This window comes from Methylophilus sp., assembly GCF_008015755.1.
Lineage (GTDB): Bacteria > Pseudomonadota > Gammaproteobacteria > Burkholderiales > Methylophilaceae > Methylophilus.
Map to the genome: position 1 here is coordinate 67,370 of NZ_SSGF01000006.1, position 13,250 is coordinate 80,619.

Genomic DNA, 13,250 nt, shown 5'->3' on the forward strand with positions numbered 1-13,250 from the left:
CATGATGATTGGGGTTCGATAAATGACAGAGCATAACACTCAAAATTTACGCTGGGTGCAGCGATTAAACAACTATCAAAAAGCGCTTGAAAGTCTGACAGCTGCCATCGATTTGAGTAAGGAAAGAGCATTATCTGACCTGGAAAAGCAAGGTTTAATTCAAGCATTTGAATTTACGCACGAGTTGGCCTGGAACGTCTTAAAAGACTATTTTGATTACCAGGGCACACAAAACATCACAGGCTCACGAGACGCCACGCGTGAAGCATTTAGTAAAGGGCTGATTCTAGATGGTGAAGGATGGATGGCGATGATACAGAGTCGCAACAAAACATCACATACTTATAACAAAGCTGTAGCGGAAGAAATCATTGAGGCGATACAAAACAGTTACTATGCCTTATTTGTAGCGCTCATGCATACGCTCAAAAAGTTGCAGTCAAATTTAGAGTAGCAAATCAGTCATGACATTTGGACTACCCGATACCGCAATACAAAAACTCAATGACGTGTTTAATCAAGATACGCGTATCAAGAGCGTCTGGCTATATGGTTCCAGAGCACTAGGCAGAGAAAAACCGGCCTCTGACATTGATTTATGTATAGAAGCTGAAGCATTAAAGCTTAAAGACTTGCACCTGATTGAAAGAAAAATAGATGACTTATACCTACCTTGGAAGGTAGATTTATCTCTCAAACATCACATTGACAACCCTGCGCTGATTGCGCATATAGAGGAATTCGGCATTCGTTTTTTAAATCAAAAAATAGACGCATAAAGCGAAAATGCAAGCCTGCGAACCGAGTCGCTTTATCGCCGAACTACCCAAAGAAGACGTTAAACATATTGGCAACCCGTTTAACAGGCCAGATCAGGTATTAAGTAAGGATTATGGTAAGAGCAAGATGGCGAATATTAAGGCGATGCTAAGTCAAAAAGCGCAGTAATTATTGCCGAACAGCCTTCTATTTTTTGTTAATCTCTATTAGCATTTTATTTTTTTAACATCTCGCAAATATTGCAAACTTATAAGAAACATATGCCCCTTGAAACTATTGCAATGCAAAGCGACAAAACTCTACATATTTGCAGACTGGATAAATTTATCCCGCCTTTCATCGACCTAGTTAAAGAAAACTTTTCATTCTCAAAACACGATTTTTTACTCTTTGGGAACCTGCAAGCTTTTCCAACCAAGTTAGATAAAAACGTCATTTACTTCCATCACGCTTATCAAATATTCGCGCTGATTTTGAAAATGAATCAATCAAAAAAAATCATCTTACACAGTCTGTTTAACCCCCTTGTTGTATTCCTTCTGTTTATGCAACCCTGGCTGTTAAAAAAGTGCTACTGGATTATGTGGGGGGGCGATTTATATTATTACAAATTTCGCAATCACACTTTCAAAACAAACCTTTATGAAAATATAAGGCGTGTTGTGATTAAGCGAATCGGCCACTTTGTCACTTATTTTGAAGAGGAATATCAGTTAGCACAAGAATGGTATGCGGCATACGGAGTACATCATGCATGCTTTAGCTACCCTAGTAATATTTTCAATAATATTGAGCTAGACCAAGTGGCTCATGACTCTATAAACATACAAATTGGAAACTCAGCCACACCAAGCAATCAACATATGGCTGTACTTGAAAAATTAGCCCCCTACAAAGATCTGAACATCAAGATATATATCCCATTATCTTACGGTGATATTGAATATGCACAGCAAGTCATTGATTTTGGGCGTAATATATTTGGCGATAAACTTGTTGCTGTTCAACAGTTTATGCCACTTGATTCATACAAGAAGTTTTTGTCGATTATTGACATTGCGATATTCAATAACAACAGACAACAAGCTGTAGGGAATATTATTAGCCTTCTCGGATTTGGTAAAAAAGTGTTCATGAGATCAGACGTCTCATCTTGGAAGTCACTCAATAACATGGGGCTTAAAATCTTTGACATCGATAATCTGGGAATTAGCAAACTAGATCCGGATGATTCCAAGCACAACAAAAATATAGTATCGACATGCTTTTCAAAGGCTAATTTGATTACGCAACTTGAAAATATTTTTATCTAGTTTTTAGACTAGACAACCTACTATTGGAAACATTTGGACTTTAAATGAAACGCATCATGATTATTGCTGGTGGAGAGTGGCAGATTCCAGTCATTCGCAAAGCCAAACAATTAGGCTTATTTGTTATAAACACTAACTTACACCCCCAATCTTTGGGTTTCAACGATGCTGATGTTGGATTAGTTGCAGACGTTTTAGATAAAGAACAAAACCTAGCCTATGCAAAAGAATGGAACGTAGATGCGGTAATCACAGATCAAAGTGATATTGCTGTCCCGACTGTTGCATATGTTGCAGAACACATGCAATTAAAAGGCGTCGGAACAGCAGTTGCAGCTCTATTTACAAACAAATCTTTGATGAGAAGTTTTTGTGTGAAACATGGCTTCCCATCACCACGTTTCAAATTGTGTAATGAGTTGAAAGATGGAATTGCGTTTTTAAACGAGTGTAATTTTCCATTAGTTGTAAAACCACCTGCTAATCAATCAAGCAGAGGGGTTTTAAAAGTTACTAATATGCATGAATTAGAGCATGCTTACACATTAGCCATGCAGCACAGTAAGGATGAGACAGTACTTATTGAGGAGTTTATTGGTGGGGTCGAACTGACCATTGATGGCGTTCAGTTGAATGCTGGTGAACATTACAGCTTGGCAACATCGACCAAAACTCATTATGCTCACAATGAAATGATTGCGAACCAATTATGGTTTAGCCAACAACACCCAGAGATTGATTTCGATGCTCTTCACGATCAACACAATCAGATGGTAAAACTAATGGGCTTACCTTTTGGATTAACGCATGCAGAGTATAAATATCATGCAGGTAAGTTTTACCTAGTTGAGATCGCAGCTCGTGGTGGAGGTACAAAGATATCTTCTGATATTGTGCCTTTAATGAGTGGTATTGATAGCAATAATTTGTTAATACGAATGGCTTTGGGTGAAAGGATTCATGAAATTCATCCAGAGGCTCGCAAAATTACTTCCGTTTTAGATTTTTTTGAATTCAGTCCAGGAAAAGTCAAAACAATTCATGGGATTGAGCAAGCAAGTGTACTCTCTGGAGTTATTAGCATCGGATTAAATATTGTAGAAGGCGACATTATTGAAGAGGTGTCAGATGATCGCTCCAGGCATGGCTATATTATTGCATACGCAGAAAATACCGAATCTTTAAAAGGGTTGCTACGGAAAATACATCAGACAGTGCAGATTACTTATGAATGAAATAGCGATTTTTGACAGCCTAACCCACCCGATGCCTAACAGTGGGTGGATCAACTCACAGTTCGATCAGCAAAACTCTATCGAGAAGCTCACTGCGAGTATGAAGATCCAAAATATACAATGGGCTCTCGCCGTTGGTATGGGAAGCGAAATAGGCGGTTACCATGAAAAAACGTATGCGTCATTTGTACGCGATCACTCAGACAATCTTTTTCCAATCGCTTTTTTGAATTTTGAAGTATTGAATACAGGCACGACGGTCATAGCGTATTTAGCGAGTTTAAAAAAGCTGGGGTATGTTGGAATCAAAATTCACCCAAGAATATCAAGCATTACATACTCGAACAAATTTCTAATCAGCATCATTAAAGAAGCGAATCAACTTGGACTAGTAGTTTTACTATGCACATACTTCTGGAGTAGAGATAAGAAAATGTGTGCCAACAATCCAGAACAACTGCTTGAGCTCTTGTGTGAGGTCCCTGAAGAAAAGATAGTCCTTCTTCATGGTGGCGCAGTAAGACTGCTAGAAGTGGCTGAAATTGCAAGACAATTTCAAGGCGTGCTCTTAGACCTTTCATTTACATTGTGCAAATATGAAGGTAGTTCTATTGATCTGGATATTAGGTATCTCTTCGAAAAATTTGATCGGAGAATATGCATTGGCTCAGACAGCCCTGAATTCGATCTTTCTAAGTTGAGGCAACGGTTTAATCAATTAACTGAAGGATTGGATATTGTGAAGAAAAAAAACATTGGATTCCAAAACTTACAGACTTATGTCGGAGCTAACTTATGAGTATTTCTATGCCTTTATCCGATAAGCAAGAAACTATCGAACGATACTCTTCAAGATACCAAAAGTTTGGCTATTCCCCTAAGTCCTTAGGTTGGGACAAAGGTAAGCAGGACGTGCGCTTTGAGATACTGACATCACAGTATGACTTTTCCGAAAAATCTATACTTGATATTGGTTGTGGATTTGGTGATTTAAATAAAACGCTTAATGCAAAATATGCAAATAATTACTCTTACCTTGGAGTAGACCTTGTACCGGATTTAGTTATCGAAGCCCGTAAACAGTATGTGGGTGACAAGATTAACTTCAGAACAGGAGATTTTTTAGATATATCGTTTGAAAATACATTCGATTTTGTGATTGCCTCCGGGATTTTTAATCACCGCCTCAACAATGCAAATAATTACGACTTAATTGAAGCTGCGATTATCAAAGCATTATCATTATCTAAAGATGGGCTAGCTTTTGATTTTCTTTCAGATAAAGTTGACTATCAGTTGGAACATACCTTCCATAGCTCTCCAGAGAAAATATTGTCTATCGCATACAAATACTCCAGAAACATTGTGATGCGTAATGATTATATGCCCTTTGAGTTTGCATTATTTATTTTCAAAGATGACTCTTTCTCAACGGAAGATACCCTCTTTAATCGATTTAAAAAGCAAATGAACAAGTAAATTTATCTATCAGAAATTTATTGGGAAAAAAAGTGAGCTATAAAAGTAAAATCATTGATTTTTGTACCGAAAATCGCGTTTCAACAACTGAAGTTGCTGACGCATTGGGAAAGTCAGGTGTACTGCCAAAAGTAACTGCGCTGAACCCTAATCAGTACAGAGTAGGCCCCGTCAGAGCGATATTTACTGCGCACAACTCGAACTATGCAGTGCATGAGCAAATACGAGAAGTAAAAAAGGGCGAAGTTGTTATCATCTTCGCACATGCATGTGAGGACAGGGCCATTATCGGAGATCTGGTTTCTAAATACATCTTATTGTACAAGGGCGCGGCAGCTCTTGTCGTACAAGGGTTAGTACGAGACGCTGCAACCTTAAAGCGTCAAAATTACTCCGTTTGGGCAGAAGGCGTTTCTCCACTGGGCTGCTTTAATGATCCAGCCAAACCATATCCCGAAGACTTAGAAAAGCAAATGCGCGCAACCTATGAAGGTGGAATTGCGATATGTGATGATGGTGGAGTGACTGTTATACCTGCCGACAGACTGAATGAAGAAATGCTGACCCAGTTAAAACTGATCGAAATGCAAGAGGATATATGGTTCTTTTGTCTTGACACGTTAAAATGGGATACAAAAAAAATAGTATGCGATAAGGCATATCTAACAGAGCAAAGTCTGCTATCAAGTACCCATATCGAACAGTTAAGCGAGTTATCAAAAGCCCTAGATCAAGGAAAAACTAGTGAATAATAGTTTTTCAGATTATTTTGTGCTGTAACGTCATAAAAGAAAAGAACCTCAAAGCATGATCCCATTTAATCGCCCCCCATACACAGGCAATGAAGAGCAGCATGTATTGAATGCTATGCGCAGTGAAAAAATTTCTGGCGATGGCAAATACGGATTACTCTGTCAACAGTGGTTCGAGGAAAAGCTGAATTGCAACAAAGCACTACTTACGCCCTCGTGCACTCAGGCTCTTGAAATTGCAGCGATACTAATAGATATTCAACCAGGTGACGAAGTCATTATGCCCAGCTACACGTTTGTGAGCACGGCAAATGCATTCGTTATGCGTGGGGCAAAAATCGTTTTTGTTGACATTAGACCAGATACACTAAATATTGACGAACGCCTGATTGAGGCTGCAATTACCCCGAAAACCAAAGCGATAGTGCCAGTACATTATGCGGGTGTTGGCTGTGACATGGATGTGATCATGGATATTGCTAATAGACACAAATTGTATGTGGTAGAGGATGCTGCACAAGGCATGATGTCGACCTACAAAGGTAAACAACTAGGCTCTATTGGTCATCTTGCAGCATTCAGCTTTCATGAAACTAAAAACTTCACCAGTGGTGGCGAAGGTGGGTTACTCATCATTAACGATGCACAATTTGTTGCTCGTGCAGAGATTATTCGTGAAAAAGGCACCAACCGTAGCCAGTTTTTCCGTGGCATGGTCGACAAATATACCTGGGTAGATATTGGTAGTAGCTATTTGCCGAGTGAGATACAAGCGGCTTACCTTTGGGGACAGTTAGAGCAAGCGAACCAAATCACTGAGAACAGACTGGCAAGTTGGAATAGTTACTACGAACAACTAAGCAACTTAGCAACACAGGAAAAGTTCGAACTTCCGATCAGTCCTGAAGATTGCCAACATAACGGACATATGTTTTACCTTAAAACCAAAAACCTGTTGCAGCGTACCGAATTGCTGTCACATCTGAAAGCTGAAGGGGTTTACGCTGTTTTTCACTACGTGCCGCTGCACAACGCGCCTGCAGGAAAACAGTTTTCCCGATTTAATGGTGCAGATCAGTTCACAACGGCAGAGAGTGAGCGACTGATCAGATTACCTATGTGGTTTAATTTTGGCCAGGATTCGTTGAACCATGTAGTGAAAAGTGTTTTGAGTTTTTATGAGAAAAATTAGTAGTAAGCACTCCAATCGCCGCCTTTACAATTGGTTGGTTTATGACATTGGTGATCGCTTCCTAACAAAGAATAGCGAAAAATATAAAGGTCAACTTTACGACCTGGGCTGTGGCGAAGCACCTCATAAGGAATTTTTTCTTAATTTTGCCGAGAGGTACATAGGCGTCGACTGGACTGGCAGCTACCATAACACGCATGCGGATATTAGCGCCGACCTCAATCTTGAACTACCTATAGACTCTGAAGTTGCCGATACTGTTATCTCTATGTCAGTCATGGAGCACCTTCGCGAGCCACAAACAATGCTCAACGAGGCTAACCGCATTCTAAAACCTGGGGGAAACTTCGTGATGCAGGTGCCATGGCAATGGTGGTTGCATGAAGTGCCATACGACTTTTTTAGATATACCCCCTATGGCCTTAAATATATGTTGGAAAAAGCAGGCTTTACTAATGTTGCGGTTGAGCCACAATCGGGTTTTTTTAGCATGTGGTTTTTAAAATTTAACTATTTTAGTTTGCGAGTTATTCGTGGCCCTCGTTTGCTTAAACGGCTCTTTATGATTACTTGCATCCCTTTTTGGTATATCGGTCAAATGATTGCCCCGCATCTGGACAAACTAGACTCCGACTGGAGCGCGGAAACAATAGGTTATTTTGTAACAGCCAAAAAACCATTGGCCAAATGACGCTCAAAAAACAAGCATTTTCTGCCATCAGGTGGACCTCATTCTCGTTGTTTACCAGAGCATTTTTGCAATTTGCTCAAATTGCGATTCTGGCCAGAATATTAACGCCTGCGGATTTTGGCCTTGCTGCTATCGTGACGTCTATCATGGCTTTTTTGCAGATTTTCGCAGATGCCGGCATCAGTAATGCGATTATCCATTACCAGAACATCTCTAACACTCAACAATCCAGCCTGTATTGGCTCAATGTTTGTGCCACATCGGTGTTGGCGATAGCGCTAGTGCTATTTAGTGGGCTGCTGGCAACATGGTATCAACAGCCAAATCTTGAAAACTTAATTACATTAGCTGCGCTGGCAATGATAGCAAGCTCTATTGGTCTACAGCTACGCTTAAAAGCACAGAAAAACCTCAATTTTTCACCTCTGGCCAAAGTGGATGTATCAGCGGCGCTTTTAGGCTTTATATCTGCCATCGCCTCCGCATTTGTTGGGTTTGGCGTTTATTCTTTACTCATTGGTGCATTAATCACCTCAGTATTAAGTAGCTTGTTGTCATGGGTCTATTTATCAGATGGCTGGAGACCTCTAATAAGACTTAAGCTCAGCGAAATTCGTGAGTTCTTGCAGTTTGGTGGCTATATGATGGCGAACAATCTAGCTAACTCATTCAACTCACAAATTGATGTTTTGCTGGGTGGAAAAATGATGTCAGCGCAGGCCATTGGCCAATATAGCATTGCCAAAAGTCTTAACTTGAATATCGCCATGATTGTTAACCCGATTGTGACGCAAGTTGGCCTGCCTGTAATGGCGCAAGCGCAAAATGACTCAGCTTTGCTAAAACGCATCTATTTACAGACGATGCTCATGACGGCATCGATCAATTTTCCGATATACATCTTTCTGATCTTTTTTGCCCCCGAAGTTGTAGCTTTATATTTGGGCGAAAGTTGGTCTTCTGCCATCCCGTTAATGCAAATATTTGCAGCATGGGCACTACTCAGATCTACTGGTAATCCAGTGGGGAGCTTACTGATGGCTAAAGGCAGAGCAGACCTCAGTTTTAAATGGAATCTGACATGGCTGTTCATCACCCCACCTGCGATTTGGTTAGGCAGTCACTATGGTGCAACAGGCATGGCTATTTCCATGGTGCTTTTGGGCATTGTCGGATACTGGCCTAACTGGTACTTTCTGATCAAACCATTATCAGGAATAGGCTTTGGCGAGTATTCAGGACACCTGATAAAACCATTACTAATCTCAATGCTTGCTGTGATTACTGGATATTTGGCGATAACATTAGCCACAACGCCAATTTACAGACTCATAGGAGCGCTATTAATCTCTTCAGCCTCTTATTTAATAATGAGTTTTTATTTTAATAAAACATGGTTTAAAGTCATCATGGAGTTTATCAAAGGAAGATAAGCATTCATGCAACAAAGAATGATTTAAAATCATGAACTCTATGACTTTTTACCAAAATGCACTCGCGACCTTATTACTAGGCAATGCTCTCTAAATGCTTCCCCCTCTTGTCAGCATCATCATCCCGTATTTTAACGCAGCGCAATTTATTGAAGAGTGCGTCAACAGTATTTTGAATCAAAGCTATTCAAACATTGAAATCATCATTGTGGATGATGGCTCTGTAGATAATGGCCTAGAAAAAATCTCACTGATACCCCAGCTTAAAATCATTCATCAGAAAAATGCTGGCGCTTGTGTCGCAAGAAACCGGGGATTGGATGCAGCGCGTGGGGAGTTTGTTAAGTTTTTAGATGCTGATGATTACCTGGAAAAGGACTGTATTGCATTACAAGTAGAGGAAGCGCTCAAACACGATAACAACACAATTGTTTATGGCAACTTTACGATAGTGAGCCAAAACACGCTCAAACCAGTTAACACGCGTATTGCACCTCAAAATCAAACAGCCACGTTACTGTTTTCTGATTTACTGACCACCACCCCTTTGCATCGCAAATACATGTTAGAAGCTATTGGCGGCTTTGATACCAGATTTAAAAATGGGCAAGAGTGGAATCTGCATGTCAGGTTGGCCGGTAAAGGTTATCAATTTGTGCACATGGATACGAATGTTTATTTTTATCGTGTGCATGCGGCTGACGGCAGAATTTCTAATAAAAGAAAAAGGCATACAGACAGCTCAATTGCACATGAAATAGACAAAGTACGTTTTACTGGTGAGGCTCTACAAAGCGCAGTTTCAGGAGATATGCGACCATATATTTCGATGAGATATTGGTGGGTGGGTAGACTCGCATTAAGGCATAGCCTACCGTCATTTGCTAGTTTTGCTTTTAATGAAGCCAAATCAACCTATTCAAACTACAAGCAAAAGTGGCCACTATACTATAGGCTATTGCACACGATCCTCGGTGCCAATCTCGCAGAGAGGGTGCTGTCACCTATTTATGATTGGTTTGGTGGAAAGTATCACAAATAAATATGAAAGTTTCTATCATTACGCCGATGTATAACTCGGGTTTATATATTGAAGAGACCATTCAATCGGTATTGTCACAAACATTACCAGAGTGGGAAATGATCATTGTCGACAATTATTCCTCTGATGAATCATGCTCGATTGTTGAAAGTTATGTTCAAAATGATCCCAGAATTAAACTGATCAGGAATCATCGTAATGGTGGCGCCGCTGAAGCCCGAAATAAAGGAATGGATATCGCACAAGGTGCTTATATTGCTTTTTTAGATAGCGATGATTTTTGGTATCCAACATTCTTAGAGGATATGTATTCTTTTTCCAGCAAAAATAATTACAGTTTTTGTTACGCCTCTTATGAAATTGCGATCAACACATTATCCAATATACAAAAAGAGTTTACGGTTCCGGTGGTGGCAACCTATGAAAGCATGCTCAAAGTATGTGTTATCTCTTGTCTAACTGCATTTATACGCCGTGAACTGGTTGGGGACAGCAGAATGGAAGGAAAAATTAACGAGGATTACTTCTTCTGGCTAGCATTGCTGAAAAAAACACCTCAGGCTCACGGATACCAGTCTGCGCTCGCTATCTACCGCTTAAGGCCAAACTCGGCATCGCGCAATAAACTAGAGGTTGCTTATCAAAAATGGGTGGGATTTAGAACAAGAGAGCAGATTCCTTTTTGGAAGTCTGTTTACTATTTCTCGTATTACTTTTGGCATGGTTTAAAAAAATACGCCTTTAGTTTCAAAAAACATTAACTCCATTCACACTCAGATGCTTAAACGCCTATTAGACATTATTTTGTCTTTACTATTATTACTGTTGCTGTTGATTCCGATCGTACTCACTGCTTTAGCTGTGAAACTCACCTCCAAAGGGGATGCACTTTATTGGTCTCGTCGTATTGGCAAATGTAATACAATATTTTCAATGCCAAAATTTAGATCCATGCAAACTGGCACCCCACAAATTGCCACGCATTTAATGAATCAACAAAGCAATCCCAATAGTTTTCTTACACCTATTGGCAGTTTTATACGCAAAACAAGCCTGGATGAATTGCCGCAGTTATGGAGTGTGCTTAAAGGGGACATGTCGATTGTGGGGCCACGCCCTGCCCTGTTTAACCAAGATGACCTTGTTAGCTTGCGCACAGAGCAAGGCGTGCACACATTGAAACCCGGCATCACTGGCTGGGCGCAAATCAACGGCAGGGATGAGATTCCGATTCCGCAAAAAGTGGCTTTGGATGCATATTACCTTGCCCACCAATCAGTTTGGCTGGATTTCAAGATTATTTTACTGACTGCAATCAAAGTGTTAAGACGTGATAACATCACGCATTGATTATTGAATTGCAACCATGCTTAAACTCCATCCAAAATTATTGTCTTTTTTGGCTTTTCTGCATGATGCCATCGTAGTCATTGCTGCCTGGCTGATGGCGTTTGCACTTCGTTTTAATTTCCATATCCCTAATCAATTCGTCAGTTTTTTCTTTCAAAGCCTCCCAATTATCTTCATTTTTCATAGTATTTGCTTCTACAGTTTTGGTTTGTACAAAGGCGTTTGGCGCTTTGCCAGCCTGCCTGACTTAAAACGCATTATGCGTGCTGTGGCATTTGCTGCGCTACTGAGCGCCACCTTTGCCTTATTGGTACACCCTTCAATCGTCATTCCACGCTCGGTACTAATTCTAAACCCCATGTTATTGCTGTTAACCATGGGCGGCAGCCGCTTTATTTATCGCGCCTGGAAAGAGCGCCGTTTGTTTAACGGCATTGCGCTGCAAGGCAAACCTGTGATTGTGATTGGTGTTGAAGACGCTTCGTTTAACCTGATTAAAGAGCTGAGCAAAAACCCTGAGTGGCGCGTGGTGGCGATGGTTGACCCTAGCAACAAGTTGGTCGGGCGAGAGATCATGCACACCAAGGTCGAGGGCGGCTTGGAGGATATGGCGCAGATTGCGGCGCGTCACAACTGCCAGCACTGCATGATTGCAATGCCGGGGAGTAGACATGAAAAGCGTCGCATGGCGGTTGAGGCAGCGCGTAAAGTCGAGGGCATGGAGGTGTTGACCTTGCCTGCGATGTCGGATCTGATCAGTGGCCGGATTAGCTTATCGCAGATTCGCAAGATTGATGTAGAGGATTTGCTTGGCCGTGATGTGGTGCAGTTGGATACACATGGCTTAAGCAGTATGCTGGCAAATAAAGTGGTGTTGGTGTCTGGTGCCGCTGGCTCGATTGGCTCTGAGTTGTGTCGGCAGATATTGAGTTTTCACCCTGCGCAATTGATTTGTCTGGATATTTCAGAGTATGCGCTTTATACGCTCCAGCAGGAATTTAGCCAATGGGTGACAGATACCGAGCTGGTTTACCTGGTGGCCGATGTGAAAAACCAGACGCGTATTCAGCGCATTTTACAAAGCCATCAACCTGACGTGGTCTTGCATGCTGGCGCTTACAAGCATGTGCCGATGATGGAGCATTTTAATGTGGTGGAGGCCTTGCAAAACAATGCGCATGGCACTTACCAGATTGCGGCGGCTTGCCAGGCGGCAGGGGTGCCGACGTTTGTCTTGGTATCCACCGATAAAGCCGTTAACCCGACGAATGTCATGGGGGCCAGCAAACGATTGGCAGAGCTCATTTGTCAGGGCTTGCAACATGCCGACAGTAGCAATACTCGCTTTATCACCGTGCGCTTTGGCAATGTGTTGGGCAGCAGTGGCAGCGTGATCCCCAAGTTCCGTGAGCAGATCGCGCACGGCGGGCCACTGACGATTACTCATCCTGACATCACGCGTTACTTTATGTCTATCCCCGAGGCAGCCCAGTTGGTGTTGCAAGCCGCGACCATGGGCAATGGCGGCGAAGTGTTTGTGCTGGATATGGGCACACCGGTGAAGATTATTGATCTGGCGCGCGACATGATTAAATTATCTGGCTTGCAAGAACAAGAAATTCGCATTGAATTTACCGGATTACGCCCAGGCGAAAAACTCTATGAAGAGCTGCTGGCAGATGATGAAAACACCCTGCCGACCAGCCACGAAAAATTACGCATTGCACAAGCGCGAAGCGCAGATACGCTTTGGTTAAGTAACTTGCTGGAGTGGCTGGCAAGCGTGCCACATTTACAAGAAGTGCAAATCAAGCAAGACTTACAGCGTTGGGTAGAAGAATACCAACCGGATACGCGCCCGGCGCCTGATGTTTCTTTGCGTGGTGGCGTGTTATCACTGGACACCCTGCCCTCACCTTCGCAGCATATACACTGATATATTGTTGATATTTACCTATTCAGCATATTCTGCGGTTTGATGTC

Annotated in this window: 16 protein-coding genes; 15 read left to right on the top strand and 1 reads right to left on the bottom strand. The window is 41.6% G+C overall.

Features of this window, described 5'->3' with window-relative positions:
* Positions 1-22: 22 nt before the first annotated feature.
* The 14 genes from E6Q52_RS02160 (at position 23) to E6Q52_RS02225 (ending at position 11,267) form a co-directional block, all read left to right on the top strand.
* Positions 23-454: a nucleotidyltransferase substrate binding protein gene (locus tag E6Q52_RS02160; protein ID WP_292817879.1), complete on the top strand. Its 432-nt coding sequence runs from the start codon at positions 23-25 to the stop codon at positions 452-454.
* 10 nt (positions 455-464) lie between these two features.
* The gene (locus E6Q52_RS02165) at positions 465-779 is read left to right on the top strand and encodes a nucleotidyltransferase family protein (protein WP_292817880.1); all 315 of its coding nucleotides are present in this window, start codon (positions 465-467) and stop codon (positions 777-779) included.
* 7 nt (positions 780-786) lie between these two features.
* Positions 787-948 carry a hypothetical protein gene (locus E6Q52_RS02170; protein WP_292817882.1) on the top strand — a complete coding sequence of 54 codons (162 nt, stop codon included), beginning with the start codon at positions 787-789 and terminating at the stop codon, positions 946-948.
* A 92-nt stretch (positions 949-1,040) separates the two neighbouring features.
* A complete protein-coding gene (locus E6Q52_RS02175) occupies positions 1,041-2,093 on the top strand; it encodes a TDP-N-acetylfucosamine:lipid II N-acetylfucosaminyltransferase (RefSeq protein ID WP_292817884.1) in 1,053 nt (350 codons plus the stop codon).
* Positions 2,094-2,137: 44 nt separating this feature from the next.
* Positions 2,138-3,328, top strand: a complete 1,191-nt coding sequence (locus E6Q52_RS02180) for an ATP-grasp domain-containing protein (RefSeq protein WP_292817886.1) — start codon at positions 2,138-2,140, stop codon at positions 3,326-3,328.
* Complete coding sequence (locus E6Q52_RS02185; RefSeq protein ID WP_292817888.1) at positions 3,321-4,127, top strand: amidohydrolase family protein; 807 nt, start codon at positions 3,321-3,323, stop codon at positions 4,125-4,127. The genes E6Q52_RS02180 and E6Q52_RS02185 overlap by 8 nt, the downstream gene beginning before the upstream one ends.
* A complete protein-coding gene (locus E6Q52_RS02190; RefSeq protein WP_292817890.1) occupies positions 4,124-4,807 on the top strand; it encodes a class I SAM-dependent methyltransferase in 684 nt (227 codons plus the stop codon). The genes E6Q52_RS02185 and E6Q52_RS02190 overlap by 4 nt, the downstream gene beginning before the upstream one ends.
* A gap of 20 nt (positions 4,808-4,827) precedes the next feature.
* Positions 4,828-5,559 (top strand): RraA family protein, encoded by a 732-nt coding sequence (locus E6Q52_RS02195; protein WP_292817892.1) that lies wholly within the window; start codon positions 4,828-4,830, stop codon positions 5,557-5,559.
* A 55-nt stretch (positions 5,560-5,614) separates the two neighbouring features.
* Complete coding sequence (gene rffA / locus E6Q52_RS02200) at positions 5,615-6,751, top strand: dTDP-4-amino-4,6-dideoxygalactose transaminase (RefSeq protein WP_292817894.1); 1,137 nt, start codon at positions 5,615-5,617, stop codon at positions 6,749-6,751.
* Positions 6,738-7,442, top strand: a complete 705-nt coding sequence (locus E6Q52_RS02205; protein ID WP_292817896.1) for a class I SAM-dependent methyltransferase — start codon at positions 6,738-6,740, stop codon at positions 7,440-7,442. Before rffA ends, E6Q52_RS02205 begins: the two co-directional genes overlap by 14 nt.
* The gene (locus E6Q52_RS02210) at positions 7,439-8,875 is read left to right on the top strand and encodes an MOP flippase family protein (protein ID WP_292817897.1); all 1,437 of its coding nucleotides are present in this window, start codon (positions 7,439-7,441) and stop codon (positions 8,873-8,875) included. Before E6Q52_RS02205 ends, E6Q52_RS02210 begins: the two co-directional genes overlap by 4 nt.
* Before the next feature lie 94 nt (positions 8,876-8,969).
* Positions 8,970-9,917 carry a glycosyltransferase family A protein gene (locus E6Q52_RS02215; RefSeq protein ID WP_292817899.1) on the top strand — a complete coding sequence of 316 codons (948 nt, stop codon included), beginning with the start codon at positions 8,970-8,972 and terminating at the stop codon, positions 9,915-9,917.
* A 2-nt stretch (positions 9,918-9,919) separates the two neighbouring features.
* On the top strand, positions 9,920-10,678 hold the full coding sequence (locus E6Q52_RS02220; protein WP_292817901.1) for a glycosyltransferase family 2 protein: 759 nt from the start codon (positions 9,920-9,922) through the stop codon (positions 10,676-10,678).
* A 16-nt stretch (positions 10,679-10,694) separates the two neighbouring features.
* Positions 10,695-11,267 carry a sugar transferase gene (locus tag E6Q52_RS02225; protein ID WP_292817903.1) on the top strand — a complete coding sequence of 191 codons (573 nt, stop codon included), beginning with the start codon at positions 10,695-10,697 and terminating at the stop codon, positions 11,265-11,267.
* A gap of 37 nt (positions 11,268-11,304) precedes the next feature.
* Here E6Q52_RS02225 and E6Q52_RS02230 read toward each other — a convergent pair whose 3' ends face one another.
* Positions 11,305-11,451 (bottom strand): hypothetical protein, encoded by a 147-nt coding sequence (locus E6Q52_RS02230; protein WP_292817905.1) that lies wholly within the window; start codon positions 11,449-11,451, stop codon positions 11,305-11,307.
* Between the two features lie 24 nt (positions 11,452-11,475).
* On the opposite strand from E6Q52_RS02230, the gene E6Q52_RS02235 reads away from it, so the two are divergent.
* Positions 11,476-13,203, top strand: a complete 1,728-nt coding sequence (locus E6Q52_RS02235; RefSeq protein WP_292817907.1) for a nucleoside-diphosphate sugar epimerase/dehydratase — start codon at positions 11,476-11,478, stop codon at positions 13,201-13,203.
* Positions 13,204-13,250: the final 47 nt, after the last annotated feature.

Excerpts from the sequence above, each read along its gene's own strand:
- E6Q52_RS02160 (WP_292817879.1), top strand. The coding sequence starts at position 23 with ATGACAGAGCATAACACTCAAAATTTACGCTGGGTGCAGCGATTAAAC.
- E6Q52_RS02185 (WP_292817888.1), top strand. The coding sequence starts at position 3,321 with ATGAATGAAATAGCGATTTTTGACAGCCTAACCCACCCGATGCCTAAC.
- E6Q52_RS02215 (WP_292817899.1), top strand. The coding sequence starts at position 8,970 with ATGCTTCCCCCTCTTGTCAGCATCATCATCCCGTATTTTAACGCAGCG.
- E6Q52_RS02230 (WP_292817905.1), bottom strand. The coding sequence starts at position 11,451 with ATGAAAAATGAAGATAATTGGGAGGCTTTGAAAGAAAAAACTGACGAA.
- E6Q52_RS02170 (WP_292817882.1), top strand. The coding sequence starts at position 787 with ATGCAAGCCTGCGAACCGAGTCGCTTTATCGCCGAACTACCCAAAGAA.
- rffA (WP_292817894.1), top strand. The coding sequence starts at position 5,615 with ATGATCCCATTTAATCGCCCCCCATACACAGGCAATGAAGAGCAGCAT.
- E6Q52_RS02205 (WP_292817896.1), top strand. The coding sequence starts at position 6,738 with ATGAGAAAAATTAGTAGTAAGCACTCCAATCGCCGCCTTTACAATTGG.
- E6Q52_RS02180 (WP_292817886.1), top strand. The coding sequence starts at position 2,138 with ATGAAACGCATCATGATTATTGCTGGTGGAGAGTGGCAGATTCCAGTC.
- E6Q52_RS02220 (WP_292817901.1), top strand. The coding sequence starts at position 9,920 with ATGAAAGTTTCTATCATTACGCCGATGTATAACTCGGGTTTATATATT.
- E6Q52_RS02165 (WP_292817880.1), top strand. The coding sequence starts at position 465 with ATGACATTTGGACTACCCGATACCGCAATACAAAAACTCAATGACGTG.
- E6Q52_RS02190 (WP_292817890.1), top strand. The coding sequence starts at position 4,124 with ATGAGTATTTCTATGCCTTTATCCGATAAGCAAGAAACTATCGAACGA.
- E6Q52_RS02225 (WP_292817903.1), top strand. The coding sequence starts at position 10,695 with ATGCTTAAACGCCTATTAGACATTATTTTGTCTTTACTATTATTACTG.
- E6Q52_RS02210 (WP_292817897.1), top strand. The coding sequence starts at position 7,439 with ATGACGCTCAAAAAACAAGCATTTTCTGCCATCAGGTGGACCTCATTC.
- E6Q52_RS02175 (WP_292817884.1), top strand. The coding sequence starts at position 1,041 with ATGCCCCTTGAAACTATTGCAATGCAAAGCGACAAAACTCTACATATT.